Origin of the sequence: Streptomyces noursei, assembly GCF_016917755.1 — a bacterium.
GTDB classification, from domain to species: domain Bacteria; phylum Actinomycetota; class Actinomycetes; order Streptomycetales; family Streptomycetaceae; genus Streptomyces; species Streptomyces yunnanensis.
Genome location: NZ_CP070326.1, coordinates 5,714,557 through 5,741,242, shown reverse-complemented (window position 1 = coordinate 5,741,242; position 26,686 = coordinate 5,714,557). Strand labels below are relative to the sequence as shown.

The window sequence follows — 26,686 nt, the reverse complement described above, 5'->3', positions numbered from 1 at the left end:
ACCCCTGGGAGAGGGGTACCGCCCCGGCGAACGAGCGGACGTTGATCAACCAGAGGTCGATCAGAAGTCCATGTCACCGCCCGGCATGCCGCCCGGAGCGGCCGCAGCGGCCTTCTCCGGCTTGTCGGCGATGACGGCCTCGGTGGTGAGGAACAGCGCCGCGATGGAGGCGGCGTTCTGCAGCGCGGAGCGCGTCACCTTGGCGGGGTCGATGATGCCCTCGGCGATCATGTCGACGTACTCGCCGGTCGCGGCGTTCAGGCCGTGACCCGGGGTGAGGTTGCGCACCTTCTCCACGATGACGCCACCCTCAAGGCCGGCGTTCACGGAGATCTGCTTGAGCGGGGCCTCCAGGGCCAGCTTCACGGCGGCGGCACCGGTGGCCTCGTCGCCGTCCAGCTCCAGCTTCTCGAAGACCGAGGAAGCCTGCAGCAGGGCCACGCCACCGCCGGCGACGATGCCCTCCTCGACGGCCGCCTTCGCGTTGCGAACGGCGTCCTCGATGCGGTGCTTGCGCTCCTTGAGCTCGACCTCGGTCGCGGCACCGGCCTTGATGACGGCCACGCCGCCGGCCAGCTTCGCGAGGCGCTCCTGGAGCTTCTCGCGGTCGTAGTCCGAGTCGCTGTTCTCGATCTCGGCGCGGATCTGGTTGACCCGGCCCTGGACCTGCTCGCTGTCACCGGCACCGTCGACGATGGTGGTCTCGTCCTTGGTGATGACGACCTTGCGGGCGCGGCCGAGCAGGTCGAGACCGGCGTTCTCCAGCTTGAGGCCGACCTCCTCGGAGATGACGGTGCCACCGGTGAGGATGGCGATGTCGCCGAGCATGGCCTTGCGGCGGTCACCGAAGCCGGGCGCCTTGACCGCGACGGACTTGAAGGTGCCGCGGATCTTGTTGACGACCAGGGTCGACAGGGCCTCGCCCTCGACGTCCTCGGCGATGATCAGCAGCGGCTTGCCGGACTGCATGACCTTCTCAAGGAGGGGCAGCAGGTCCTTCACGTTGCTGACCTTGGAGTTGACGATGAGGATGTAGGGGTCCTCGAGCGCCGCCTCCATGCGCTCCATGTCGGTCGCGAAGTACGCCGAGATGTAGCCCTTGTCGAAGCGCATACCCTCGGTGAGCTCCAGCTCCAGACCGAAGGTCTGGGACTCCTCGACGGTGATGACGCCTTCCTTGCCGACCTTGTCCATGGCCTCGGCGATGAGCTCGCCGATCTGCGGGTCGGCGGCGGAGATGGACGCGGTGGAGGCGATCTGCTCCTTGGTCTCGATCTCCTTGGCCTGGTCGAGCAGCGCACCGGAGACGGCCTCGACGGCCTTCTCGATGCCGCGCTTCAGGGCCATCGGGTTGGCGCCGGCGGCGACGTTGCGCAGGCCCTCGCGGACCAGCGCCTGGGCCAGGACGGTCGCGGTCGTCGTGCCGTCACCGGCGACGTCGTCCGTCTTCTTCGCGACCTCCTTGACCAGCTCGGCGCCGATCTTCTCGTACGGGTCCTCCAGCTCGATCTCCTTGGCGATGGAAACACCATCGTTGGTGATCGTGGGGGCGCCCCACTTCTTCTCAAGGACGACGTTGCGGCCCTTGGGGCCGAGGGTGACCTTGACGGCGTCGGCGAGCTGGTTCATACCGCGCTCAAGGCCGCGCCGCGCCTCCTCGTCGAACGCGATGATCTTGGCCATGTGAAGTGGTCCCTCCGGGCTGATGGGGGTACCCCCTCGCTCGAACGAAGTTGAGCTCGGGGGAGGAAAGCTCGGACCGCGCTGGCGCCCGCGACGGACGGCCTGCATGCCGTGTGGTTCCTTGCCCCACCTGGCGTGCGGGCCTCACCGACCCGGTCCGTATTCAGCACTCTCACGGGGAGAGTGCTAACGCAATGATTAGCACTCGCACCCATCGAGTGCAAGCGGCTCCGGAGATGTCTCCCATGGTGGTGACACTCGGGCCGGGGGTGGGTACAGGTGCTTGACGGGCGGTGTGCCGCTCGCCCGCGAGAGGGTCGGGCCCCGTCCGCGAGACGGGCGCCGCACCCTGCTCGCCGCCCCTTAGCCTCCGCTCGCGCGCGCCCGCGCGCGAGGCGCGCGCGACCCCCGGGAACGACAGAAGGCCCGCAACCCCGTACTCGGGGATGCGGGCCTTCCGCGAAACGATGCAGTCGGCCGCCGCCTCAGGCGGTGACCCGGACCATGTCCGCCTGTGGCCCCTTCTGGCCCTGCGAGATCTCGAACTCGACTCGCTGACCCTCCTCCAGGGTGCGGTACCCGTCCATCTGGATCGCGCTGTAGTGGACGAAAACATCCGCACCACCGTCGACCGCGATGAAGCCGTACCCCTTCTCCGCGTTGAACCACTTGACGGTGCCCTGAGCCATGCCTAACTCCCCTATTACTGGCCCTTGCACAGGACCGCACTCCGCGGACCCGGGTCAGACCTCACCCCCCGGAATGGCCCGCGGGGTGTGCGCCGGAACGCGTCGACCGCCGCTGAATGTATCTGGACCAATGCCCAGCGCAACAGGTCAATCGGACGAGAATTCTTGCACCAGGGAAACGGCTGCATGCGCTCAAATCCCGTTATCTCAGGCTAAGTCGGGCCGGGAATAAGTGGCATAGACGACAAATCGCGCACACAACTTGCGCACAAGTCACCGCGATCTCATATGCGTTCGGCATGCACACGGAGATAACCGGAGGGGGATCGCCCCAATGGTATCGCCTTTCACAACACGGAATTGCCCCGTCCGTTTAGCTCGGACGGGGCAATTTCCGGTCACTACCGGCAAAGAGTTGGCGCGAATACGATCCATATCGCGCCGCACCGGACAGTCGTCGGGCGTATCAGCAGCCTCCGGCGACCGCCGGGATGATCGAGATGCCCGCGCCTTCCGGGGTCGGCGTCTGGAGTCCCTGCTCGAAACGGACGTCGTCGTCGTTGACGTAGACATTCACGAAGCGGCGCAGCTTGCCCGCGTCGTCGAGCACCCGGGCCGCGATGCCCTGGTGGTTCTTCTCCAGGTCGGCGATCACCTCGGAGAGGGTCGCGCCCTCGGCGGTGACCTCGGCCTCGCCGCCGGTGTACGTGCGCAGGATGGTGGGGATGCGGACGTTGACGCTCATGGTTCTGCCTTCCAGGAGGTGCGGGGGGTGCGGAACGGGGCGGGCGGAGGGACGGCTCAACCGGCCAGGCCGGCCGCGCGGAACGCGTCCAGGTCCGGCCGGATGGTGGCGGTGGGCCCGGAGGCGACGGCGTCGAGGGTCTTCAGGCCGTCGCCGGTGTTCAGCACGACGGTGGTCAGCGACGGGTCCAGCACGCCGTTCTCGATGAGCTTCCTGGTCACGCCGACGGTCACGCCGCCCGCGGTCTCCGCGAAGATCCCCTCCGTACGGGCCAGCAGCTTGATCGCGTCCACGATCTGCGGGTCGGTGACGTCCTCGACGGCCCCGCCGGTGCGGCGCGCGATGTCGAGCACGTACGGGCCGTCCGCCGGGTTGCCGATCGCCAGCGACTTGGCGATGGTGTTCGGCTTCTGCGGCTTGACGACCTCGTGCCCGGCCTTGAAGGCCGCGGACACCGGCGAGCAGCCCTCGGCCTGCGCCCCGAAGATCTTGTAGGGCTTGTCCTCGACCAGGCCGAGGGCGATCAGCTCCTTCAGCCCCTTGTCGATCTTGGTGAGCTGGGAGCCGGACGCGATCGGGATGACCAGCTGGTCCGGCAGCCGCCAGCCGAGCTGCTCGCAGATCTCGTACGCCAGCGTCTTGGAGCCCTCGCCGTAATACGGGCGGAGGTTGACGTTGACGAAGCCCCAGCCCTCGCCCAGCGGGTCGCCGATGAGCTCGGAGCAGAAGCGGTTGACGTCGTCGTAGTTGCCCTCGATGGCGACCAGGTCACCGCCGTAGACCGCGGCCATTACGACCTTGCCGGGCTCCAGGTCGTGCGGGATGAAGACGCAGGACTTCAGGCCCGCGCGGCGCGCCGCGGCGCCGACCGCACCGGCGAGGTTGCCGGTCGAGGAGCAGGAGAGGGTGGTGAAGCCGAACGCGCGGGCGGCCTCGACGGCGATCGCCACGACCCGGTCCTTGAAGGAGTGGGTGGGGTTGCCGGAGTCGTCCTTGACGTACAGGCCGCCGGTGACGCCCAGTTCGGCGGCGAGCCGGTCGGCCTTGACGAGCTTGGTGAAACCGGGGTTGAGGTTGGGCTTGTCGGCCACGTCCGCGGGGACGGGCAGCAGCGGCGCATAGCGCCAGATGTTGGCGGGACCGGCCTCGATCTGCTTCTTCAGGGCCTCGGGGTCGCCGGTGGGAAGCGCGTAGGCGATTTCCAGCGGGCCGAAGCACTCCTGGCACGCGAAGATCGGACCGAGCGGGAAGCGCTCGCCGCATTCGCGACAGGACAGGGCGACGGCGGGACCGAGTGCGACAGAAGGCGTGGATTCGGTTGCTTGCACAGCCATGGAGGCGAGGCCCTTTCTCCTCATCTTCCTCACGACGCGTTTCGCCGTGAGACGGATTTGGCACCTTCCCTAGCCGGGAGCCTCGCGCGCACTGTGCTGTCGTGCGGCGGAGACCGGCTGGAGGGTTGCCGGGGCTTCAACGGGCCGTGTCCCTCTGCCCCTCTGGATGAGCGGTATGGCACTGGGTGGAACCCAGGCGTTTGTTGCGCGGCGACCCCGACATGCGAGGGTCCTCCGCGTTGTTCAAGACTGTAACCGAAGGCACTCACCGTTGAGATAGTCGTCCGGTCCGCGAGATGGATCACATAACGGGCTCCCGTTCGGGGGGCCGCCGAGGAGAGTCGTAGACGTGCTGGAAGAAGTGGAGCGCTGGCTGGCCGGCCGCTCCTGGTCCGCCGCGGACCGCCCCCTGGAGCAGTTGTTGGAGGCCAAGCGCCAGACGGGGCGGACGGTCAGTGTGGTGCTGCCCGCGCTCGACGAGGAGGCGACGGTCGGTGCGATCGTCGCGGCGATCCGCGCCGATCTGATGACCGAGGAGGTGCCTCTGGTCGACGAGCTGGTGGTGCTGGATTCGGGCTCCACCGACCGCACCGCCGAGGTCGCCGCGGCGGCCGGCGCCCGGGTCGTCCACCGGGACAGCGTGCTGCCCCGGATCCCGGCGCTGCCCGGCAAGGGCGAGGTGCTGTGGCGCTCGCTGCTGGTGACCAGCGGGGACATCGTCTGCTTCGTCGACGCCGACCTGCGGGAGTTCTCGTCCACCTTCGTCTCGGGGATCGTCGGGCCGCTGCTGACCGACCCGGAGGTCCAGTTCGTCAAAGCGATGTACGACCGGCCGCTGGACACCGGCCGGGGCGGGCCGGCTGCCGGAGGCGAGCAGGGCGGAAGGGTCACCGAGCTGGTCGCCCGGCCGCTGCTCAACCTCCACTGGCCGCAGCTGGCCGGGTTCGTGCAGCCGCTGGGCGGGGAGTACGCGGCGCGCCGCTCGCTGCTGGAGCGGCTGCCGTTCCCGGTCGGCTACGGGGTGGAGCTGGGGCTGTTGGTGGACGCGCTGCACACCGTCGGGCTGGACGCCCTGGCGCAGGTGGACGTCGGGGTGCGCAGGCACCGCCACCAGGGCGGCCAGGCGCTCGGCCGGATGGCCGCGGCGATCTACCGCACCGCCCAACTCCGGTTGGCCCGCGGTCATTTGGTGCGGCCGCGGCTGACCCAGTTCGAGCGCGGCGAGCACGGCTTCGTGCCGCGGACGACGGCGGTGGACACCGAGGAGCGGCCGCCGATGGCCGAAATACCGGAATACGCGGAACGGCGGGCGGCCTGAGGGGCGATCCGTACGTTTGCGCGGATCCGTGACGGGTTAATGTCGCGACATGGTCTCCGAGCGCAGTGCGGTCCAGCCAGGTGCCGAGGTCCTCGTCGCGTCCAACCGCGGGCCCGTGTCGTACGCCCTGGGAGAGGGCGGTGAGCTGAGCGCCAAGCGGGGTGGCGGGGGGCTGGTGTCGGGGCTCTCGACGATCGGGGCCGACGCGATGTGGGTGTGCTCGGCGCTGGGCGACGGCGACCGGGAGGCGGCTCGGCGGAGCGGCGGGCTGCTGGACGTGGCGGACACCGGGGGACAGCGCGTCCGGATGTTGGACATCCCGGCGGATGTGCACGCCGCGGCCTACAACGGCGTCGCCAACTCCGTGCTGTGGTTCGTCCACCACATGCTGTACCAGACGCCGCTGGAGCCGGTGTTCGACACCGACTTCCGGGGCCAGTGGGCGGCGTACGAGGCGTACAACGCGGCGTTCGCCTCGGCGCTGGCGGACAGCGCGAGCCCAGGTGCGGCGGTGCTGGTGCAGGACTACCACCTGGCGCTGGTGCCGGCGATGCTGCGCGAGGTGCGGCCGGACGTCCGGATCGCGCACTTCTCGCACACCCCGTGGGCGCCGCCGGAGTACTTCGCGATGCTGCCCGACGACGTCCAGCGGCAGCTGGTGCTGGGCATCCTCGGCGCCGACCGGGCGAACTTCCTGACCGAGCGGTGGGCGCGGGCGTTCACCGCGTGCTGCGAGCGGGCGCTGGGGCCGGACTGCACGGCGCACTGGCCGCGGCACGAGGCGCCCAGCGTGGTCGCGGTGCCGCCGGACCAGAAGGCGCACCGGACCCGGATCGGGGTCCATGGGCTGGGGGCGGACGCGGAGTTCCTGCGGGAGCGCTCCCGGCGGCCGGACGTCGAGGAGCGGATGGCGGCGCTGCGCGGGCAGATCGGCGGCACCGACCGGAAGACGATCGTCCGGGTGGACCGGACGGAGCTGTCCAAGAACATCGTGCGCGGGCTGCTGGCCTTCCGGCGGCTGCTGGCCGACCGGCCGGAGTGGCGCGAGCGGGTGGTGCACCTGGCGTTCGCCTATCCCTCGCGGCAGGACCTGGCCGTCTACCGCGACTACACCGCGCAGGTCGGCGCGCTCGCCGAGGAGATCAACGCGGAATACGGGACGGCGGGCTGGCAGCCGGTCGTGCTGCACGTCAAGGACGACTTCGCGCGGTCGCTGGCGGCGTACCGGCTGGCGGACGTGGCGCTGGTCAACCCGATCCGGGACGGGATGAACCTCGTCGCGAAGGAAGTCCCGGTGGTCTCCGACGCCGGGTGCGCCCTGGTGCTCTCCCGGGAGGCCGGCGCCTGGGAGGAGCTCGGTGCGGACGCGCTGACGGTCAACCCCTACGACGTGGGGCAGACCGCCGAGGCGCTGCACGCCGCGCTGTCCATGCCGGCCGAGGAGCGGGCCGCGCGCACCGCCCACCTGGCCGCGGCGGCGACCGCGCTGCCGCCGGCGCGGTGGTTCCTGGAGCAGTTGCAGGCGCTGGGCGAGTGACCGGCGGGCGGGCGCCGGCCGGGCCGCCGGCTGCGGGGTGGGCGAGAGGGAACCCCGCCGGTAGATCGTCGACGCGCGGGTCTAGCGTGGTGGGCCGTGACAGTGACAACGCTTGCTTCGACGACGGTCGCGTCCGGTCTGCCGGAGCTGACCGCCGGGCGGCTGATCGACAGCTGGCGGCTCGACCCGTACGCGCTGGTGCTGATCCTCGTCCTGGGCGGCCTCTACGCCTGGGGCGTGGTGCGGCTGGCGCGGCGCGGGGAGCGCTGGCCGGTGGCCCGGACGGTGGCGTTCGCCGGTCTGGGGCTGGGCGCGATCGCGCTGGCCACCATGTCGGGGCTGGCGGTCTACGACCATGAGCTGTTCTGGCCGGCCGCGGTGCAGAACATCGTGCTGGACCTGATCGCGCCGTTGGGGCTGGCGCTGGGCGACCCGTTGTCGCTGGCGCTCGCCGCGCTGCCGCAGGAGCGGCCGGCGGCCCGCCGGCTGCGCGCGGCGCTCTCCGGCCGGATCCTCCGCTTCCTGACGTTTCCGCTGGTCAGCACCGTGTTGGTGCTCTCCTCCGAGCTGGCGATCTACTTCACGCCGTACTTCCCGACCGCGCTGCGGCACGGTCCGCTGCACGAGTTGATGTATCTGCAACTGCTCGTCACCGGCAGCCTGTTCGTGCTGCCGATGCTCACCCGCCAGGAGCTGCTGCCGTCGTGGTGCAGCCATCCGGTGCGGGCGCTGCTGGTGCTGCTGGACGGCCTGGTGGACGCGGTGCCGGGGATCGTGGTGATGACCAGCGGGACGCTGATCGCGGGCGGTTGGTACGCGTCCCAGCACCGCCCGTGGGATCCGAGCCCGCAGCAGGACCAGATGATCGGCGGCGGGCTGATGCTGACCATCGCCGAGCTGGTCGGACTGCCGTTCCTGATCGCGGTGTTCGCGGAGTGGGTGCGCGACGAGCGGCGCAGGACGCGGGCGCTGGACGAGCGACTGGACCGGGAGCTGGCGGTGGCCGCGGCGGCGCCCACACCCACGACAACGACGACAATCGCGACGACCGCGACGACCGCGGCGACCGCGGCGACCGCGGCCACGGTGACGACCACGGCCTCGTCGCCGGGCGAGGCGGCCGTGCCGCAGCCGGAGTTGACGCGGCCCTGGTGGGAGACCGATCAGGGGGAGGTCGGCGAACGGTTCCGGCGGGGGCGCTAGGGCGTTTCCGCGAAGTCCCGTCGTCCGCCCCTTCGGGGCTCCCCCGCGCTCCCGTGTTGTGGCTGCGGTGGGCCGGAACGGGGTAGTTCTTTCCCATGCCCCTCAGTACACGCTCATATTCCGCACGGTGGGCCGCGGTTGCGGCCGTCACCGTCCTGGCGACCGCGGTCGCCGGCTGTTCGTCCGGGAAGACCGGGAAGGGCGGCACCGAAGCGAAGGGCGGCACGCCGTCCGCGTCGGCGTCCGCCTCCGCTCCGTCGGGGTCGATACCCGTCGGCCCCGGGCCGCAGTCGGCGTACACGGTGCAGCGCCAACCCGCCCCCGGCACCTGCCACTTCCGCTACACCGCGGACAAGCAGCCGCTGCCCGACCCCACGTGCACCCCCGGGGCGACCAACCCCAAGGTCACCCCGCAGACGCTGAAGACCACGATCTGCCAGAGCGGGTACACCAAGGGCATCCGGCCGCCGGTGAGCATCACCGGGCGCGAGAAGACCGCCAACGCCAAGTCCTACGGCTACACCGGCTCGCCGCACGACGCCGAGTACGACCACCTCATCAGCCTCCAGCTGGGCGGCGACCCCAACGACCCGCGCAACCTCTGGGTCGAGCCGCCGTCCCCGGGGCACAAGCCGGGCGCCGGGCCCAACAACCCCAAGGACGGCGTGGAGAACAAGCTCAAGGCCGCCATCTGCTCCGGCAAGGCCGATCTGGGCAAGGCGCAGCAGGCCATCGCGCACGACTGGACGACGGCGCTGTCCTCCCTGGGCCTCAAGGAGTAGCCCCGCCCGCCCCATCCGGCTCGTCCGGCTCGCCCGGCCCGTCCGGCTCCTGTGGTGGGTTCTCGATGTGGTCCGCGAGGGCGTTGAGCAGGGCCACCACGCCCTTCGGGCCGTCGACGACCAGGTCGGCGCGCTCGGCGAGCTCGGTGACCTCGCTGCTGCCGCTGCACACCAGGACGCCGGCGGTGCCGTCGGAGCGCAGTTTCTCGACGGCGGCGAAGGCCGCCAGGTCGCCGAGGTCGTCGCCGGCGTAGAGGACGGCGGCAGCCCCGGTCTCCGCGACCCACTCGGCAAGCGCGACGCCCTTGTCCATCCCGGGCGGGCGCAGCTCCAGCACCAGCCGGCCCGGTTCGACGATCAGGCCGTGGCGCTCGGCGAGCGCGGTCAGCGGTTCCCGCAGCCGCTCGAAGGCGCGCTGCGGATCGGCGGCGCGGCGGGTGTGCACGGCGATGGCCCGGCCGCCCTTGCGCTCGACGGCGGTCTCGACCCAGGTGCCGTGCCAGACACCGGATCGGTCCAGTACGCCGGGGAGTTCGGCCTGTATGGCGGCGATGCCCGGGTGCGGGGCGGGGGCGTGCAGGGCGCCGGTCGCGGCGTCCCAGCGCTCGGCGCCGTAGTGGCCGAGGACGACGAGGTGGGTCAGGCCCGGCACTCCGTCGAAGCCGCCGAGGCGGACCGCGACGCCGGCCGGACGGCCGGTGATCACCGCGATCGCGCGCAGGTGCGGGGCGAGTCGGGCCAGGGCCTCGGGGGCGCCGGGGTGGGCGCGGGCCTTGGCGGGGTCGGGGACGATGTCGGCGAGGGTGCCGTCGAAGTCGAGGGCGACGACGGCACGTTCGGGGTGGGCCAGCAGGGCGGCGAGGCCCGCTCGACCGGCGGGGGCGTCCGGGACCGGGACGGCGGGCGGCGCCGGCGCGGGGTCCGGCGCTGGTTCGGGAGATGGCGCGGCGTTCGGGGTGCCCATGACGCCGACCCTACCGGCGGGACACGGGCGCACGCCGGGTGTACGGGCGCATCAACACGGCGGCCCGGCGCGCAGCGCCGTCTTCTGGGGGTGGAGGTCGGGTGACGGGAGGGCGGCCCGGCGCGCAGCGCCGTCTTCTGGGGGTGGAGCCCGGGTCAGCGCCGCGCCCGCCGCGCGTCCCGTACGCGGCGCAGCCGGTTGATCGTCACCGGGTCGTGCGCCAGTGCCCGGGGGTCGTCGAGCAGGGCGTTGAGGAGTTGGTAGTAGCGGGTCGGGGAGATGCCGAGTTGCTCGCGGATGGCGCGTTCCTTGGCGCCGGGGCCGGGCCAGGAGCGGCGTTCGACGGCGAGCACCGCCTCGTCACGGGCCGAGAGCCCGCGCTCGGTGCCCGCATCGGTGCCGTCCGTCATCCCACTCCACCGTCCGTCGTCTGCTTCCCACGATAAGCCCACCGCAGAGGCGGGCCCGGGGGTGGTCCGCCGGGCCCGCGGGCGGCGCTATTCGGTGGAGTTGTCGGCGGTGTCCGCGATGTTCTGGATGTCGGTGAGGGTCGCCGAGGGGTTGCCCTGCGGGCCGACCGCGGCGCCCATCCGGGACTTGACGGTCTTGGAGACCAGCGGCCAGGACGTCTTGTTGGACGGGTAGAAGTGGGCGGTGGGCAGCTGGTTGAGGAAGCCGTGCAGCTTGCTGAAGCGGTCGTCGGCGAGCATCGCCTGGGAGGCGGAGCTGGTGACCGGCAGCAGGTTGTAGTCGGCGGAGAACGTGAGGACGTTCTTCTTGCTGTAGACGAAGTCCAGGAACTTGCCGACCTCGGTGCGGTGGCCGTTCTGCTTGAACGCCATCATCCAGTCGGCGACTCCCATGGTGGCCTTCGCCTTGCCGGTGGTGCCGGGGAGTTCGACGGTGCCGTAGTCGATGCCCTTGGCCTCGGCCTGCTTCATGAGGGTGGGGTGGCCGTTGAGCATGCCGACGTTGCCGTCGGCGAAGCCGGCGAAGGCGTCCTCGCGGTTGAGCTTGGCGGGGTCGCCTCCGGTGAGGTCCTTGCCGACGAGTTCCTTCTGGAGCCACTCGAAGGTCTTGACGTTCTCGGGCGAGTTGATGGTGTACTTGCCGATTTGATCGGTGTAGTCGCCGCCGCCGGCGAGCATCCACTCCAGCGTCTCGGCCTGGGTCTCCTCGGGGCCGAGCGGCAGTGCGAAGGGGGTCTTCACGCCGTGCGCCTTGAGCGCCTGGGCGTCGCTGAGGATGTCGCTCCAGTTCTGCGGCGGCGCGGTGATGCCGGCGGCGGCGAACAGCTTCTTGTTGTAGAAGAGGCGCCGGGTGCTGGCCCCGAAGGGCATGCCGTACTGCTTGCGCTGGTACTCGCCGGCCTCCGCGAGGGAGGGGGTGAAGTCGGCCTGGACGGGGATGGAGAGCAGGTCGTCGGCGCCGTAGAGCTTGCCGCGGGCGGCGTAGTCGGCGTACGCGCCGACCTGCGCCATGTCGGGGGCCTTGCCGGAGTCGACCAGTTCCTCGACCTTCTTGTCGACGTCGGTCCAGCTGTAGACCTTGACGTCGACCTTGATGCCGGGGTTCTGCTCCTCGAAGGCGCGGACGAGTCCGTCCCAGTAGTGCTGCGAGCTGTTGGCCTTGCTGTCGCCGTAGTCCGCGGCGATCAGCGTGAGGGCGACGTCCTTGCCCCCGGAGCCGCTGCCGCAGCCGGTGAGAGTCAGTGTCATGGTGGCGGCCAGTCCTGCCGCCGCCAGGCTCACGTACCGCCGTCGCACCGCTGTTACCGCCCCTTTGTCCCGAAAATTCCGTGCTTGCGGGTGTTCCCTCCGCCGTCTCGGGGATCGCCCGCGATCGACGCAGAACAGCGGATCTCTCCACTGTCCCCCACAAGGTCTACACCACCCTCCCCCCACCTTCCGTATCGGCCTGCCCCCTGCGCAGGTCACAGGCCCGCGGGAGGGCTGAATACAGAGGCTACCGGCGCGTATCCGCACCCGGACACGGGCGACGGCGTCCGGCTACGGCCGACCGCCGACGAACGAGGGGTGACGTGCGGTACGTGGTGATCAGCACGGTGAGTGGACTAGACCTTTATTGGCCGATCGCGCGACACTGTCCCCCGTGAAACACGTCATCGCCCTCGATGTGGGCGGCACCGGAATGAAGGCCGCCCTCGCCGGGGCGGACGGCACCCTCCTGTACGAGGCGCGGCGCCCCACCGGGCGCGACCGCGGCCCCGAGGCGGTCGTCGAGACGATCCTCGGCTTCGCCGCCGAGCTGCGCGACGTCGGCCGGGAGCGGTTCGGCAGCACCGCGCTGGCCGCCGGCGTCGCCGTCCCCGGCATCGTCGACGAGACCACCGGCACCGCCGTCTACGCCGCCAACCTCGGCTGGCGGGACGTGCCCATGCGGGCGCTGCTCTCCGAACGCCTCGGCGGAGTACCGGTCGCGCTCGGCCACGACGTCCGCACCGGCGGCCTGGCCGAGGGCCGGATCGGTGCCGGCCGGGACGCCGACCGCTTCCTGTTCGTCCCCCTGGGCACCGGGATCGCCGGCGCCATCGGACTCGACGGCCGCATCGAGGCCGGCGCCCACGGGAGCGCCGGCGAGATCGGCCACCTCGTCGTCCGGCCGGGTGGTCACACCTGCGGCTGCGGTCAGCGCGGCTGCCTGGAGACGGTGGCCTCGGCCGCGGCGGTGGGCCGCGACTGGGCCGCGGTCTGCGGCGATCCGCGGGCCGGCGCCGCCGACTGCGCCAAGGCCGTGGAGTCCGGCGACCCGCGCGCCCGGGAGGTCTGGCAGGGCGCCGTGGACGCGCTCGCCGACGGCCTGGTCGCCGGGCTCACCCTGCTCGACCCGCGGATGCTGATCATCGGCGGCGGGCTGGCGGAGGCCGGCGACACGCTGTTCGCGCCACTGCGGGAGGCGGTCCGCGCGCGCGTTACCTTCCAGCAGCTCCCCACGATCGTCCCGGCGGCCCTCGGGGACGCCGCCGGCTGCCTGGGCGCAGGACTGCTCGCCTGGGATCTTCTCTCCACGGAGGTAACCGCCTGATGGCACAGCAACAGTCCGCGGGACGACCCTCGGACGCCGGGCGCACCATCCTGGCCGGCGCCCGGATCGCCCGGCCCTCCGGCGTCACCGACCACGGCCGGATCACCATCGAGGGCGCCCGGATCGCCGCCGTCCACAGTCGCGACAAGGACCGCGGCCGGTCGCCGGACGCGACCGAGCCGCAGGACCTCCACGACGACACCGCGACCGTCCTCGACCTGACGGGGCATCTGATCGTCCCCGGCTTCGTCGATCTGCACGTGCACGGCGGGGGCGGCGGCTCCTTCTCGTCCGCCGACCCCGAGGAGTGCCTGACCGTCGTCGACACCCACCGTCGGCACGGCACCACCTCGATGGTGGCCTCCACCGTCACCGGCGACCTGGACGACCTGGCCCGACAGGCCGCGGTCCTGGCCGAGTTGGTGCAGCAGGGCGACCTGGCCGGCATCCACTTCGAGGGGCCGTTCATCTCCCCGCACCGCTGCGGCGCCCACCAGCCCGAGCTGCTGCGCGACCCGGACCCCGCCGACGTCCGCCGGCTGGTCGAGGCCGCCCGCGGCACCGCCGCGATGATGACCGTCGCCCCCGAACTGCCGGGCGGGCTGGACTCCGTGCGGCTGCTCGCCGACGCCGGGGTGATCGCCGCCATCGGCCACACCGACTCCGACTACGACGCCACCCGCCGGGCCATCGACGCCGGCGCCACCGTCGCCACCCACCTGTTCAACGCGATGCCCGCGCTCGGCCACCGCACCCCCGGCCCGGTCGCCGCGCTCCTGGAGGACGAGCGGATCACCGTCGAGCTGATCAACGACGGCACCCATCTGCACCCGGCGATCCTCCAGATGGCGTTCCGCTCGGCGGGCGCCGAACGGGTCGCCTTCATCACCGACGCGATGGGTGCGGCCGGCATGAGCGACGGGATGTATCCGCTCGGCCCCATGCGGGTCGAGGTCAAGGACGGCGTCGCGCGGATCAGCGAGGGCCCCACCGCCGGCTCCATCGCGGGCTCCACGCTCACCCTGGACCGCGCCTTCAAACGGGCCGTCACCCTCGACGGCCTCACCGTCGAGCAGGCCGTGCAGGCGCTCTCCGCCAACCCCGCCCGGCTGCTGGGCATCGCCGACCGGACCGGCTCGCTGGAGGCCGGCAAGGACGCCGACCTGGTCGTCCTGGACGCCGCCCACGACGTGGTGGGCGTACTGCGGCAGGGCTCCTGGCTGCGCCGCCCGCCCGGCGTCTGACCGACCGGACCGCCCCCCCCGCTACCGCCGGGGCGTCCCCGGCCCGACCGCCGCCCCGGCGGCCGGGCCGGGCAGGGTGGCCGACCCGGGTCTGGGCCTACGGCCGTCCGCGATGGCATGATCGCTCGCGCACTTGTCCGTATGCCACCGCGGAACGCGGGGCCCTCACCCACGGCCGTCCGGCCGGCCTCCTCCCGGAGGGGAGACCATGATCCTCACGGTCACGCTGAACGCTGCGCTGGACATCACCTACCGCGTCCCCCGGCTCCATCCGCATACCACGCACCGCGTCACCGAGGTCGCCGAACGCCCCGGCGGCAAGGGCCTGAACGTCGCCCGCGTGCTGGCCGCGCTCGGCCACCGCACGGTCGCCACCGGCTTCGCGGGCGGCGGCACCGGCGAGGCGCTGCGCGCCCTGCTCGCCCAGGAGAGCGCCGTCACCGACGCGCTGGTCCCGGTCGGCGGCGCCACCCGCCGCACCGTCGCCGTCGTGGACGCCGGCACCGGCGACACCACCCAGCTCAACGAGCCGGGCCCGACGGTCTCCCCGACCGAATGGGCCGCCTTCCTCGGCACCTACCGCGAACTGCTGGGCGAGGCACGGGCGGTGGCGCTCTGCGGCAGCCTGCCACCCGGCGTCCCGGTGGACGTCTACGCCCGGCTCACCCGCGCCGCCCACGCCGCCGGGGTCCCCGTCCTGCTGGACACCAGCGGCGAACCGCTGCGCCGCGGCCTGGCCGCCCGCCCCGACCTCGCCAAGCCCAACGCCGACGAACTGGCCGCCCTCACCGGCAGCACCGAACCGCTGCGGGCCGCCCGCGACGCCCGCCGCCGCGGCGCCCACGCGGTGGCCGCCTCACTCGGCCCGGACGGGATGCTCGCGGTGACCGCCGACGGCGCCTGGCAGGCCACCCCGCCCCGCCGGTTCGCCGGCAACCCCACCGGGGCCGGCGACTCCGCGGTGGCCGGCCTGCTGTCCGGACTGGTCGAGGAACTGCCCTGGCCGGACCGGCTGTGCCGCGCGGTGGCGCTGTCCGCCGCGACCGTACGGGCCCCCGCCGCGGGCGAGTTCGACGCCACGACCTATCAGGAGCTGCTGCCCCACGTGGTGGTGACGGACCATCCCGCGGCGGCCTGAGCGCCCCTCGGGGCCGCGCTCCTCGGAGGGGACCGCCGGCCCCGTCCTGCGGGGTGCGGCGCCGTCAGGGCCGGTCGAGCCAGACCTGGTCGAGGTTGACCTCGCACTGGTTGCCGTTCTCGCAGGACAGCTTGATGGTGTTGGTGCCCTTGTTGAGCTGGATGAGCGACCAGGACTTGGTCCAGCCCTTGTCCCAGGCGCCCTCGGGGGCGTGGGCGAAGTTGTGCAGGCTTATCGGCCGGGTCAGCGCCTGGCCGTTGATGTTGAGCGTGAGGTTGGCGTCCTTGCCCGGCACGCCGTAGCCGACCCAGAGCTTGTACTGGCCGGCGGTGTCCACGTCGAGGGTCCAAGTGGCCGACGCGCCGGGAGTGTTCATACCGGCGACGTACGAGCCGCTGGCGGTGCGGGCGCCGGGGACGTCCTTGGCGGTGGTCGCGCCGCCTTCGAGGCGCAGCGCGCCCGCGTCGTCCTTGGGAAGGGCGCCCGGGGTGGGCTTGGTGGAGGGCTGCTTGCTGGGCTCGACCGAATCTGCGGCCGTCGGGCCCGGGTTCTTCGCGCCGCTCTCGTCCTTGGACTGACCGGAGTTGGTCAGCATTGCCGCGCCGATGCCTATGCACACCACCGCGACCACCGCGACCGCGCCGATCAGCAGGCCGTTGCGGCTCTTGCGGGGCTCGGGGGCCATCGGGACGGGGCGGGTGCGGTCGGCGGCACCGCCGCCGGGGAGTGTCTCGGGGGCCGCGTAGTGCGCGGAGGCGGAGCGCGGGTTCTGCCGGCCGTAGCCGGGCTGGCCCTGCTGGGTGCCGTACTGTCGCTCGCCGACCGTGCGCACCTGGTTGTAGGAGGTTCGCGGGACGCCTGGCTGCCGCGGTGCGCCGGCGCCCGACGCGCCCGCGCCGCCCTCGCCGCCCTCCGAGCGGTACAGGTGGGCGAAGGGGTCGTCGTTCTCCGGCGTGTCCGCGCCGTTGTTGCCGGCCGTCATTCCGTGTCACTCCCAAGCGGTCTCTACGCGTCTGTGCGCGTCCGTACGCGTGCGCGGGGCTCCGCGCGAACTGCCTCTTTCGGGCCTCCCGGCGCCGCCGCGCCGCATCGGCGCAGCCTACCCCGTCGGGGCCGGGCCACGCCGTCCCCGGAGGTTCACAAGATCGCTACAGATCGGTGAACGTGCGATGCCCAGGCAGGACACCGCGGGTGTGAGATGCGCGGCATCGGGCCGGGCGGCCGGTGCCGGGCGGTCGCGGGCGGCTCAGCCGGCCGCCCGCCGGCCGCTCTTCGACCGCCGCTTCTCGATGTACATCCGCTGGTCGGCCGACTCCAGCACCTCCTCGGCCGTCATCCCGCAGCTCGCCCAGCCGATGCCGAAGCTGGCGCCGACCCGGACGGCCCGGCCCTCGACCCGGATCGGCGGGATGATCGCGTTCCGCAGCCGGACCGCGAGGTCCTGGGCGTCGGCCGTGCCCAGCCCGTCGGCGAGCACCACGAACTCGTCGCCGCCGAGCCGGGCGACGGTGTCGCCGTCGCGGACACCGCTGGTCAGCCGGCGGGCGACCTCGATCAGCACCGCGTCACCGGTGTTGTGGCCGAAGCGGTCGTTGATCGACTTGAAGCCGTCCAGGTCGCAGAAGAGCACCGCGAGGCCCTTGGCGCCGTCGTCCTCGGCGCCGTCGGCGAGCGCGGAGAGGTGGACGTGGTGGTCGAAGGGGAGGGCGCCGCGGGGCGTCGGCTCGCCCTCGAAGCCGTCGAGCCCCTCGAACGCCTCCGAGCCGTCCCCCACGAAGCCGTGCGGGGCACGCGGGTCGGCACCGCCGCCCGAGGCGGCGTAGGCGTCGGCGAGCGCGCTCGGCGGGCGGGAGCACAGCCGGGCGGAGAGCCGGGCGCGCAGCTCGGCGCTGTTGGGCAGGCCGGTCAGCGAGTCGTGGCTGGCCCGGTGCGCGAGTTGGAGCTCGTGCCGCTTGCGTTCCTCGATGTCCTCGACGTGGGTGAGCAGGTAGCGGGGGCCGTCGGTGGTGTCGGCGACCACCGAGTTGCGCAGCGAGACCCACACGTAGGTGCTGTCCCGGCGCTGGAGCCGCAGTTCGGCCCGGCCGCCCTCCGCGGAGGTGCGCAGCAGCGTGCCGATGTCCTCGGGGTGGCAGATGTCGGAGAACGACAGCCGGCGCATCCCGGAGGCCGGGCGGCCCAGCAGCCGGCACAGCGCGTCGTTGGTGCGCAGCAGTCGTCCGTGCTGGTCGCCGCCCATCTCGGCGACGGCCATCCCGCTCGGCGCGTACTCGAACGCCTGCCGGAAGCTTTCCTCACTCGCCCGCAGCGCCTGCTGCTCGCGTTCCAGGCGGACCAGCGCCCGTTGCATGTTGGCCCGCAGCCGGGCGTTGCTGATCGCGATGGCGGACTGGAACGCGTACATCTGGAGTGCTTCCTGGCCCCAGGGGCCGGGGCGCCGCCCGTTGCGCGGCCGGTCCACGGAGAGCACGCCGAGCAGTTCGCCGTTGCCGTTGGCGGCGGTGTACATGGGCGCGAAGAGGCGGTCCATCGGGTGCCACTCGTCGGGGAACCGCGGTGCCGGCCCGGCGGTGTGCCACTGCGGCACGTCGTCATCGTCCAGCACCCAGCCCTCGGTGTACGGGATGAAGCACAGCTCGCCCCAGCGCTCCCCCATGGACAGCCGGCGCTCCCATGAGGCGCGCGAGCCCACCCGCCCGGCCATCAGCGCCTCCGCGCCCGCGCTGCCGGCCACCGCGGCGACCACGAGATCACCGTCCTGCCGTACGAGGTTGACCGCGGCGAGCTCGTAACCGAGCCCGGCGATCGCCCCGTCGGCGACGCACTGCAAGGTGTCCGCAAGGCTGCGTGCGGTGTTCAGTTCGGCGACCACTTGGTGCAGCTGCCGCAGGGTCGCAAGACGGACATAGGGCTCCGACTCGGTCTCCATCGCTCGCTCTCCCTGAGACCTCGACAGCAACTCCACCGGTTTCTTCGTCGTCCGATTCCACGCTCACTGAATCACAGTGAGCTGTTCACTCGGTACACAGGGTCAACAATTAGCGGCTCATGTGACTCAAGTCACAACCAGTGACGGGCCGTTACGGATCGCCGACCAGGGGCTCATCCGAGCGTGCGAACGGCATTCGGACAGCCCCTGAAAACTTCCTGAACGCAAATTCCGGCCACCGCGCGGCGTGATCCACACCCCTGGCCCGCCGACCGTCGCCTCCGCCGCGGGACCTAGGACGCGGGTGGTCCGGAGGCCCGATGCGCGCCCCGCCCGAGCGGCGTTAGCGTTCATGGCGTGTTCACGAAGACTCCTGCCACCACCCCGGCCGCCGGCTCCGCCGCCACCGCCGCCCCCACCGCCGCCCTCGCCTCCCTGCCGGGCGACGGGTCGATCGCGCATGCTGTTGGGGTGAGTGACGACGAGTTCCGCGCCGCACTGTCCCGCCTCGCCGCCGGCGTGGTGCTGATCACCGCCCACGATCCGGACGCCGGACCGCGCGGCGAGGGTGTCGGGATGACCGCCACGGCGTTCCTCTCCGTGTCGCTCGATCCGCCGCTGGTGATGGTGAGCGTTCGCAACGACTCACGGATGGACGACCTGCTGGCGCAGCAGCCGCTGTGGGCGGTCTCGGTGCTGTCGGGCCACCAACGACAGGTAGCGGCGCGATTCGCCATGAAGGGCCGGATCAGCGACCGACTGCTCTTCCAGGACATTCCCTCCGTACCGGGCGAAGCGTCCGGTGCGCCGCTCATCGAGGGCGCGCTGGCGACGCTGGAGTGCCGGACCGAGCAGCGGGTGGTGGCCGGCGACCACACCCTCGTCATCGGCCGTGTCCTGGCGACGACCACGTCCGGGGAGGACGACGGTCCGCTGACGTACTTCCGGGGGAAGTACCGGCAGCTGGGGTGAACGGGGCCCGACGCAGCGGCCCGGTGCGGGCGGTCCGGCGCAGGGGCCCGACGCGGGACGGCCGGGCGCCGGGCAGGGGCGCCGCCGTCAGCCCCAATCGCGGCCGGAGCGGCCCCGCTTGGTGTCGCCGCGCTGCTTCTTCTCGCGCAGCCGGCGCTCGTTGATGCCGCGCGGGATGCGGGTCTTGCGGCGCGGCGCGGGCGGCGGGGCGGTGGCCTCGGCGAGCAGCGCGGTCAGCCGCACGGCCGCGATCTCGCGGTTGCGCCACTGCGAGCGGTGTTCGGAGGCGCGCACCGTCAGCACCCCGTCGACCAGCCGGCCCGCCAGCCGCTCCAGGGCACGCTCGCGCCACACCGGCGGCAGCGCCTTCGTGCGCGCCAGGTCGAAGCGCAACTCGACCTGGCTGTCGCTGGTGTTGACGTGCTGGCCGCCCGGGCCGGAGGAGCGCGAGAACCGCCAGACCAGCTCGGCCTCCGGGAGGACGACCGAACCTCGGATGACATGGGGCCCGGACATGCCCCCCATGATCCCGCGCCCGCGGCCGTCCGTCACCTCGGTTTTCCTGGTCGGAACGGGCCGCCGCCTTCGAGGAGCGGGCACGGCACGGCCATCAGGATTCGGCAAAGAAAGTAAAGGGAGCTGGAACCACCCGGTTGTCCCGGGGCGTTGAGGTGGGTGACGGCGGCTCCGCTCCCGGGCGGGTCCGCCGCGGCATCACCACACCACCCGCAGCAGCGGCATCACCGACCCCAGGTCGGCGCGACTCGACGAGGAAAGGGACTTCCCATGGCTGTAAGCCTGTCCAAGGGCGGCAACGTCTCGCTCACCAAGGAGGCACCGGGCCTGTCCGCCGTCACGGTCGGCCTCGGCTGGGACGTCCGCACGACCACGGGCACGGACTTCGACCTCGACGCCAGCGCCATCGCGGTCAACGCGACCGGCAAGGTCCACTCCGACCAGCACTTCATCTTCTTCAACAACAAGTCGACGCCGGACCAGACCATCGTCCACACCGGCGACAACACCACCGGCCAGGGCGAGGGCGACGACGAGTCGATCAACGTCAACCTCGGCGCGCTGCCGGCCGAGATCGACAAGATCGTCTTCCCGGTCTCCATCTACGACGCCGAGAACCGCGGCCAGAACTTCGGCCAGGTGCGGAACGCCTTCATCCGCATCATCAACCAGGCCGGCGGCGCCGAGATCGCACGCTACGACCTGAGCGAGGACGCCGCCACCGAGACCGCCATGGTCTTCGGCGAGCTGTACCGCAACGGCGCGGAGTGGAAGTTCCGCGCCGTGGGCCAGGGTTACGCGTCCGGCCTGCGCGGCATCGCACAGGACTTCGGCGTCAACGTCTGAGACCCGACACCACCGAGGCACGGCCGCACCGCGGCACGCCACCGCCGGAAACCTCCGGCACCGAGGGCCGGCTCCCGAGAGGGGGCCGGCCCTCGGCGTTCGCACCGGCCCCTGGATGAGCCCTGGACACGGCCCCTAGAACTAGGCAGCCGCGCTGCCGCGTCCGGTGTCGTCGGTGGTCCCGGGGGGTGATTCCGCCGGCGTGGCCAGCACGGCCACCTCGTCCAGCGACAGTCCGAGCGTCCCGGCGAGCGCGGCGACCGTGAAGAACGCCGGCGTCGGCGCCCGGCCGGTCTCGATCTTCCGCAGCGTCTCCGCGGACAGCCCGGCCGCCGCGGCGACCTCGACCATGCTGCGCTCGCCGCGCGCCGTGCGCAGCAGCATGCCCAGCCGCTCACCGCGTTCGCGCTCCCAGGGGGTCAATGGAGTTCGCACCATGCCCGTGATACTAATACCGGTAAATAAATACCGGTAAACAAATACCGGCCCGGTGGCGGAACGCACGGTTCCGACCCCGGGGACGGAACGCCGTCCGGGCGCAGCGCCCGGGTGACGGAAAGGGAGGGCGTACCGATGGTGGAGATCAAGAGCGACGCGTCGCTGGACGCGATGCGGGTGGCCGGCCGGGTGGTCGCGGACGCGCTGGCCGCGGCCCGGGCCGCGGCCGCCCCCGGGATGCGGCTGGCCGAACTGGACGAGGTGGCCCGCACGGTACTCCACGAGGCCGGCGCCACCTCGCCGTTCCTCGGCTACCGCCCCTCCTTCGCCCCCACCCCCTTCCCCGCGGTGATCTGCGCGTCCGTCAACGACGCGATCGTGCACGGCATCCCGAACGGCTACCGGCTGCGCGACGGCGACCTGGTCAGCATCGACTGCGGCGCGATCGTCGACGGCTGGGCCGGGGACGCGGCCCTCAGCTTCACGGTCGGCACCGAGCGCCCCGAGGACCGCCGGCTGATGGAGACCACCCGGCGGGCCCTGGAGGCGGGCATCGCGGCGGCCGTCGTCGGCGCCCGGATCGGCGACGTCGCGCACGCCATCGGCAGCATCGGCCGCGCGGCCGGCTACGGCATCCCCGAGGACTTCGGCGGCCACGGCATCGGGCGGGCGATGCACGAGGACCCGCCGGTCCCCAACGACGGCCGGCCGGGCCGCGGCCTCGTGCTCCGGCACGGCCTGGTCATCGCCATCGAGCCGATGTTCCTGGCCGGCGGCAGCAACCACTACGCCGCCGACGCCGACGGCTGGACCCTGCGCACCCTCGACGGCAGCCGGGCGGCCCACTTCGAGCACACCGTCGCGGTGACGGACGAGGGGCCGCGCATCCTCACCCTGCCGTAGGGGAGGCGCGGGCGCGCGGCACGGGACCGGGTGCGGGTGCGGCGCACGGGCCGGCGTACGGCGCGGGCCGGGGCGGCGGGCCGGGGAGCGGCACACCGAGCGGTGCGTCGCCCGCCCCCGTCCGTGAGCGCCGCCGCGCCCCGCCCGCGAGTGCCGCCCCGTCCGCCTCAGACCGCGTCGAGGTCGATCGCCCGGGCCATCGCGCGGTACCCGGCGTCGTTCGGGTGCAGATGGTCCCCCTGGTCGTACGCGGCGGCCATCCGTCCCCGGTCGGCGGGGTCGGACAGCGCCCGGTCCAGGTCGACCACCCCGTCGAACGCGCCGGAGGTGCGTATCCAGCGGTTGAGCGCCTCGCGCTTGATCTCGCCGCGCTCGGTGTAATACGCCGCCCCCTTGAACGGCGTCAGCGTCGCGCCGATCACCTTGACGCCCCGGCGGTGCGCCTGGCGTATCAACTCCCGCTGCGCGTCGATCAGTTGCCCGACCGACACCTCGGGGGTCGGACCGCCCGACCCGACCGACACCTCGCTCATCCCGATGTCGTTGATGCCCTCCAGCAGGATGACGGTGCCCACGTCCGGCCCGTTGAGCGCATCCTCGGCGAAGCGGGCCGTCGCCTTCTCGCCGAAGTCCGCGGTGGTGTTGACCAGTTGATTGCCGGCTATGCCCTCGTTGAGGACGCCGCGCGGGCGTCCCGCGGCGGCGAACCGGTCGGCCAGGGCGTCCGGATAGCGGCGGTTGGTGCCGACGGTGGAGCCGTACCCGTCCGTAATGGAGTCCCCGAACGCGACGATGCCGTCCCGCCGGGCGGGCCCGCCGCCGGCGAACTCGACGCCCGAGAGGTAGTACCAGGACTGCGAGGTCTCGGTGAACGCCGCGGCGCCGACATCGGACCGGTGGTCACCGGCCGCGCGGTAGCTGGTGGCGCCGGCCAGCGCGTGGAGGGTGGCCGGACCGGTCGGCGCGTCGAAATACAGCGTGACGGTGACCGACTCCAGGGCGCGCACGCGCAGGCCCACCCCGTCGCTGAGCAGCTCGCCGCCGGCCGGTATCGTCGCCGACTTCCCGTGCCCGAAGGTCAGTTGTCGCACCGAGCCGGCCCGCACGGCGGCGCCCTGGTCGGCCCGCGCGAGGGTCGCCCCGGCGACCTTCAGCGGCGCCGTGCCGTAGCGGTTCGACAGCCTGATCCGGGCCTGTGCACCGCCCGCGCCGACCCGGACGACCTGGCGGACGGTCTGCCGCGCGAAGCCTTCCCCGGACCAGTTCTTCCCGAACACCTCGGTCGGCCGCTGCGGCGCGGCGGCCCAGCCACCGCGCCAGTGCCCCCCGGCCTGCGCGGCACCACCGCGGCCCGCGGCGCCCGCCCGACCTGCCGCATACGCCGCGCCCGGCGCTCCCGCCCCGTCCGGCAGCGCCGGCAAGGCCGGCAGCGCCACCAGCGCGGCCGCCGACACCAGCGCGACCCCCGAACGCCGCACCAAGGAACCAGACATGATCATTTCCCCACCCTCTGCCCGTCCGCCGTTGCGCCGGCGCGCCGCCGGTCGCGTGGGGCCGGTCGTCCGGACCCTCCGCCGCGCCGGCGCGCGAGCGCGCGTGACACCATCAAGAGGTGATCGACCTCGGCTATTCCCTCTCCCGCCGCTTTCCGGACCCTCCGCAGACCGACTACCGGACCGCGGACGTGCACGCCCTGCGGCACGACCTCTTCTGCGGCGATGTCTACATCGCGGACACCGAGACCGACCGCGAGCTGTCCACAGCCTGGGGATGGGTGCCGGTGCTCGACTTCGCCTGGGCGCTGTGCGACATCGTCGAGCAGCTCGACACCGACCCCCGCGGCAGCCGCTCCGCCCGCCCGATCCACGCCGAGCTGGACTTCACCGAATCCACCGACCGGATGCTCTTCGAGCGGCGCTTCGGCTGGGTCGACGTCGCCGCCGACTGGATGCCGGTCGAGGAAGCCCCCCTCACCTTCAATCACGCCGCGCTGCGCCGCGAAGCCCGCGACTTCCTGCACGACCTGATCGCCGACCTCGCCGATATGCACGAGGGCCTGGCCGACAACGCCGCCGTCTGGGCACTCCAGGCCCGCTTCCCCCGCATCTGATCCACCCCCGCCCCCGTCCGCATCCTCCGGCTCACTCCACCCGCACGCCCACCTGGGCCGCGAACGCCGGTGCCAGATCCATCAGTTGAGCGGTGCTGATCACGGCGCCGCCCAGCGAGTCGATGCCCCGCGCGATGTCCAGCCCGACCGTCCCGCGCAGATCGACGTCCGTCATCCGCGCCGCCGAGAAATCCACCCGCGTCAGGGTGCAGTCCTCGAAGGACACCCGCTCCAGCTGCGCGCCCCCGAAGTCCGCCTCGACCAGCACGCACCCCTCGAACGCGACGTCCCGCAGCCTGGCCTTGCGCAGATTGGCGAAGTCGATCTTGCCGCCGCGCACCACCACCCGCTCCAGCACCGCACCGTGGAGCTGTATCCCGCCGAGCCGGGCGTCCACCACCTCCACGTCGCGCAACGACGCCTGCGACAGGTCCGTGCCCACCCCTCGCACCCCGCTCAGCACGCAGTCGATGAGCCGCCCCCGGCTCAGCACCGCCTCGTCCAGCGCGCACCGCCGCAGCGCGCAGTCCATGAACCGGGCGCCCCGCGCCGACTGCCCCGCGAAGTCCACCTCGGTGAACTCCAGGCCGTCGTAGTCCCCCTCGGGCTCCAACTCCCCGCCGTCGTACGCCCGCAGCTCCGGCAACCGCACCTCGGGCCGCCGCACCGGCCGCACCGCCGCCTCCTTGTCGCGCCCTGCCATGCGCTCACCGCCTCCCATCCGTCCCGGTCCCGTCCCCGTGCCGCGGACCGGCTCGGCCGCCCGCACTCCGCGGACCGCTCCACATCCACCCCCATCCTGAACCACCCCACTGACAATCCCCCGTGAAACCCAGCTGACCTGCGAAAACCCTCTCCGGTGCGTCGGCATGTCACATCCGTGGCACCCCCGTCCGTCCCCTCAGCGAGCGCCCGCCCGCCGGCGGACGCCGCCCCTCGCCCCACCCACGACCGGAGGAACTGCCATGAACCGCCGCCCGCTCACCGTCATCGGAGGCGGTTTCGCCGGCCTCACCGCGGCCATCTCCGCCGCCGAGGCCGGCGCCACCGTCACCCTCTACGAGGCCCACCGCACGCTCGGCGGCCGCGCCCGCACCGCCGACGGCCCCTACCTCACCAACGACGGCCCGCACGCCCTCTACAACCGCGGCCCGCACTGGCCCTGGCTCCGGCAGCGCGGCCTGCTCAAGCCGCTCGCCCCGCTGCCCCTCCGGGACGCCGCCCGGCTGCGCTTCTTCCACCGCGGCGCCCTGCACCGGCTGCCCCCGCTCGGCATGCTCGGGCTGCGCAGCCACCGCGACGCCCCCGTCGACCAGGACTTCCTCACCTGGGCGCGCACCCATGCCGGCGAGAGCACCGCCCGCGCCGCGGCGCACTACGTCGGCGTCGCCACCTTCCACCACGACCCCGGCAGCCTCTCCGCCGCCTTCGTCCAGGAACGCCTGCGCCGCACCACCAGCCTGCCGCCGGAGGCCCACTACCTCGCCGGCGGCTGGGGCACGCTCATCGAGCGGATGGCGCACCACGCCCGCGACCTGGGCGTACGCATCGAGACGGGGGCCCGCGTCGATGCCCTCCCCAAGGACGCCCCGGTCATCGTCGCCACCCACCTCGACTCCGCCCGCGCCCTCCTCCGCGACGACCGCCTCAGCTGGACCGGCGCGCGGACGGTGCTGCTCGACCTCGCCGTCCGGACCCGGCGCGGCGATCCGTTCGCGCTGTCCGGGCTCGACTTCCCCGGCTGGATCGAGCGGTTCACCAGCCAGGACCCGGGCCTCGCGCCCCGCGGCGAACAGCTCCTCCAGGGGCAGGTCGGCATCGGCCCGGACGAGACCCGCGCCGACGGCGTGGCCCGCGCCGAACGCCTCCTGGACGCCGGTTTCCCGCACTGGCGCGAGCGCACCACCTGGCGCCGCACCGCACTGTCCACCGGCCGTACGGGAGCGGTGGACCTGCCGGGCACCACCTGGCGCGACCGCCCGGCGATCGACCGCGGCGACGGGGTCTATCTGGCCGGCGACCAGGTCGCGGCTCCCGGCGTGCTGTGCGAGGTGTCCTTCACCAGCGCCCTGGAAGCGGTCTCGCTCGCGCTGCAGACCACCCCCCGCCGCCCGGCCCCCGCCCCCCTCGACCGCACGCGCTGATCCCCCCACCGCCTCCAGGAAACCCACGGCGCCATCCCACCCACGCACGACAACACCCACGGCGCGACAGCACCCACGACACCCACAACACCCGCGGACCCCAGGAGTCGCCTCTCGCCCCAACTCCACCGCTTGCACCCAGGTGT

General features: G+C 72.7%; 25 protein-coding genes and 1 riboswitch. Of the genes, 12 read left to right on the top strand and 13 right to left on the bottom strand.

Annotated elements, in window-relative coordinates; genetic code table 11:
- Window positions 1-60 precede the first annotated feature (60 nt).
- The 4 genes from groL to thrC all read right to left on the bottom strand — a co-directional run bounded on the left by groL (window position 61) and on the right by thrC (window position 4,451).
- Complete coding sequence (gene groL / locus JNO44_RS25495; protein WP_039633792.1) at window positions 61-1,683, bottom strand: chaperonin GroEL; 1,623 nt, start codon at window positions 1,681-1,683, stop codon at window positions 61-63.
- A 485-nt stretch (window positions 1,684-2,168) separates the two neighbouring features.
- Entirely contained in the window at window positions 2,169-2,372 is a 204-nt protein-coding gene (locus JNO44_RS25490) for a cold-shock protein (RefSeq protein WP_004986573.1), read from the bottom strand.
- 466 nt (window positions 2,373-2,838) lie between these two features.
- Window positions 2,839-3,117 (bottom strand): MoaD/ThiS family protein, encoded by a 279-nt coding sequence (locus tag JNO44_RS25485; RefSeq protein ID WP_205366237.1) that lies wholly within the window; start codon window positions 3,115-3,117, stop codon window positions 2,839-2,841.
- Between the two features lie 56 nt (window positions 3,118-3,173).
- Window positions 3,174-4,451, bottom strand: a complete 1,278-nt coding sequence (thrC, locus tag JNO44_RS25480) for a threonine synthase (protein ID WP_073448338.1) — start codon at window positions 4,449-4,451, stop codon at window positions 3,174-3,176.
- Between the two features lie 17 nt (window positions 4,452-4,468).
- Window positions 4,469-4,624, bottom strand: a riboswitch (SAM riboswitch).
- Between the two features lie 176 nt (window positions 4,625-4,800).
- Between thrC and JNO44_RS25475 the strand changes: the two genes are divergently transcribed.
- The 4 genes from JNO44_RS25475 to JNO44_RS25460 all read left to right on the top strand — a co-directional run bounded on the left by JNO44_RS25475 (window position 4,801) and on the right by JNO44_RS25460 (window position 9,291).
- On the top strand, window positions 4,801-5,769 hold the full coding sequence (locus JNO44_RS25475) for a glucosyl-3-phosphoglycerate synthase (protein WP_205366236.1): 969 nt from the start codon (window positions 4,801-4,803) through the stop codon (window positions 5,767-5,769).
- A gap of 49 nt (window positions 5,770-5,818) precedes the next feature.
- Entirely contained in the window at window positions 5,819-7,306 is a 1,488-nt protein-coding gene (locus tag JNO44_RS25470) for an alpha,alpha-trehalose-phosphate synthase (UDP-forming) (RefSeq protein WP_205366235.1), read from the top strand.
- A 96-nt stretch (window positions 7,307-7,402) separates the two neighbouring features.
- Complete coding sequence (locus JNO44_RS25465) at window positions 7,403-8,509, top strand: cytochrome c oxidase assembly protein (protein WP_205366234.1); 1,107 nt, start codon at window positions 7,403-7,405, stop codon at window positions 8,507-8,509.
- A 95-nt stretch (window positions 8,510-8,604) separates the two neighbouring features.
- The gene (locus JNO44_RS25460) at window positions 8,605-9,291 is read left to right on the top strand and encodes a hypothetical protein (protein ID WP_205366233.1); all 687 of its coding nucleotides are present in this window, start codon (window positions 8,605-8,607) and stop codon (window positions 9,289-9,291) included.
- On the opposite strand, the gene otsB is transcribed toward JNO44_RS25460, so the two are convergent.
- The 3 genes from otsB to JNO44_RS25445 all read right to left on the bottom strand — a co-directional run bounded on the left by otsB (window position 9,281) and on the right by JNO44_RS25445 (window position 12,021).
- A complete protein-coding gene (gene otsB / locus JNO44_RS25455; protein WP_205366232.1) occupies window positions 9,281-10,255 on the bottom strand; it encodes a trehalose-phosphatase in 975 nt (324 codons plus the stop codon). The genes JNO44_RS25460 and otsB overlap by 11 nt on opposite strands.
- Before the next feature lie 155 nt (window positions 10,256-10,410).
- Window positions 10,411-10,665 carry a DUF3263 domain-containing protein gene (locus JNO44_RS25450; protein WP_039633817.1) on the bottom strand — a complete coding sequence of 85 codons (255 nt, stop codon included), beginning with the start codon at window positions 10,663-10,665 and terminating at the stop codon, window positions 10,411-10,413.
- Between the two features lie 87 nt (window positions 10,666-10,752).
- On the bottom strand, window positions 10,753-12,021 hold the full coding sequence (locus tag JNO44_RS25445) for an ABC transporter substrate-binding protein (protein ID WP_205366231.1): 1,269 nt from the start codon (window positions 12,019-12,021) through the stop codon (window positions 10,753-10,755).
- A 346-nt stretch (window positions 12,022-12,367) separates the two neighbouring features.
- Between JNO44_RS25445 and JNO44_RS25440 the strand changes: the two genes are divergently transcribed.
- From JNO44_RS25440 to JNO44_RS25430, 3 genes are all read left to right on the top strand, one after another.
- The gene (locus tag JNO44_RS25440; RefSeq protein ID WP_102926552.1) at window positions 12,368-13,300 is read left to right on the top strand and encodes an ROK family protein; all 933 of its coding nucleotides are present in this window, start codon (window positions 12,368-12,370) and stop codon (window positions 13,298-13,300) included.
- Window positions 13,300-14,544: an N-acetylglucosamine-6-phosphate deacetylase gene (nagA, locus tag JNO44_RS25435; protein WP_205366230.1), complete on the top strand. Its 1,245-nt coding sequence runs from the start codon at window positions 13,300-13,302 to the stop codon at window positions 14,542-14,544. The genes JNO44_RS25440 and nagA overlap by 1 nt, the downstream gene beginning before the upstream one ends.
- Window positions 14,545-14,752: 208 nt before the next feature.
- On the top strand, window positions 14,753-15,682 hold the full coding sequence (locus JNO44_RS25430; protein ID WP_205366229.1) for a 1-phosphofructokinase family hexose kinase: 930 nt from the start codon (window positions 14,753-14,755) through the stop codon (window positions 15,680-15,682).
- A gap of 64 nt (window positions 15,683-15,746) precedes the next feature.
- Here JNO44_RS25430 and JNO44_RS25425 read toward each other — a convergent pair whose 3' ends face one another.
- Both JNO44_RS25425 and cdgB read right to left on the bottom strand, forming a co-directional pair.
- Complete coding sequence (locus tag JNO44_RS25425; RefSeq protein ID WP_205366228.1) at window positions 15,747-16,664, bottom strand: carbohydrate-binding protein; 918 nt, start codon at window positions 16,662-16,664, stop codon at window positions 15,747-15,749.
- 264 nt (window positions 16,665-16,928) lie between these two features.
- Complete coding sequence (cdgB, locus tag JNO44_RS25420; RefSeq protein ID WP_205366227.1) at window positions 16,929-18,611, bottom strand: diguanylate cyclase CdgB; 1,683 nt, start codon at window positions 18,609-18,611, stop codon at window positions 16,929-16,931.
- Between the two features lie 357 nt (window positions 18,612-18,968).
- Here cdgB and JNO44_RS25415 point away from each other — a divergent pair, with 357 nt between their 5' ends.
- The gene (locus tag JNO44_RS25415) at window positions 18,969-19,583 is read left to right on the top strand and encodes a flavin reductase family protein (protein ID WP_235094075.1); all 615 of its coding nucleotides are present in this window, start codon (window positions 18,969-18,971) and stop codon (window positions 19,581-19,583) included.
- A gap of 87 nt (window positions 19,584-19,670) precedes the next feature.
- Here JNO44_RS25415 and arfB read toward each other — a convergent pair whose 3' ends face one another.
- Entirely contained in the window at window positions 19,671-20,099 is a 429-nt protein-coding gene (arfB, locus tag JNO44_RS25410; protein WP_189861228.1) for an alternative ribosome rescue aminoacyl-tRNA hydrolase ArfB, read from the bottom strand.
- A 270-nt stretch (window positions 20,100-20,369) separates the two neighbouring features.
- On the opposite strand from arfB, the gene JNO44_RS25405 reads away from it, so the two are divergent.
- Entirely contained in the window at window positions 20,370-20,945 is a 576-nt protein-coding gene (locus tag JNO44_RS25405; RefSeq protein ID WP_039633833.1) for a TerD family protein, read from the top strand.
- Between the two features lie 141 nt (window positions 20,946-21,086).
- Here JNO44_RS25405 and JNO44_RS25400 read toward each other — a convergent pair whose 3' ends face one another.
- Window positions 21,087-21,383 (bottom strand): helix-turn-helix domain-containing protein, encoded by a 297-nt coding sequence (locus JNO44_RS25400; RefSeq protein WP_205366226.1) that lies wholly within the window; start codon window positions 21,381-21,383, stop codon window positions 21,087-21,089.
- Between the two features lie 135 nt (window positions 21,384-21,518).
- On the opposite strand from JNO44_RS25400, the gene map reads away from it, so the two are divergent.
- The gene (gene map / locus JNO44_RS25395; protein ID WP_205366225.1) at window positions 21,519-22,286 is read left to right on the top strand and encodes a type I methionyl aminopeptidase; all 768 of its coding nucleotides are present in this window, start codon (window positions 21,519-21,521) and stop codon (window positions 22,284-22,286) included.
- Window positions 22,287-22,453: 167 nt separating this feature from the next.
- On the opposite strand, the gene JNO44_RS25390 is transcribed toward map, so the two are convergent.
- Complete coding sequence (locus JNO44_RS25390) at window positions 22,454-23,785, bottom strand: SGNH/GDSL hydrolase family protein (RefSeq protein WP_205366224.1); 1,332 nt, start codon at window positions 23,783-23,785, stop codon at window positions 22,454-22,456.
- A 113-nt stretch (window positions 23,786-23,898) separates the two neighbouring features.
- On the opposite strand from JNO44_RS25390, the gene JNO44_RS25385 reads away from it, so the two are divergent.
- A complete protein-coding gene (locus tag JNO44_RS25385; protein WP_039633841.1) occupies window positions 23,899-24,396 on the top strand; it encodes a hypothetical protein in 498 nt (165 codons plus the stop codon).
- A 31-nt stretch (window positions 24,397-24,427) separates the two neighbouring features.
- Here the strand turns inward: JNO44_RS25385 and JNO44_RS25380 are convergent, their stop codons facing one another.
- Window positions 24,428-25,099: a pentapeptide repeat-containing protein gene (locus JNO44_RS25380; protein WP_235094072.1), complete on the bottom strand. Its 672-nt coding sequence runs from the start codon at window positions 25,097-25,099 to the stop codon at window positions 24,428-24,430.
- Between the two features lie 262 nt (window positions 25,100-25,361).
- On the opposite strand from JNO44_RS25380, the gene JNO44_RS25375 reads away from it, so the two are divergent.
- Window positions 25,362-26,540: an FAD-dependent oxidoreductase gene (locus JNO44_RS25375; protein WP_205366223.1), complete on the top strand. Its 1,179-nt coding sequence runs from the start codon at window positions 25,362-25,364 to the stop codon at window positions 26,538-26,540.
- Window positions 26,541-26,686 lie beyond the last annotated feature (146 nt).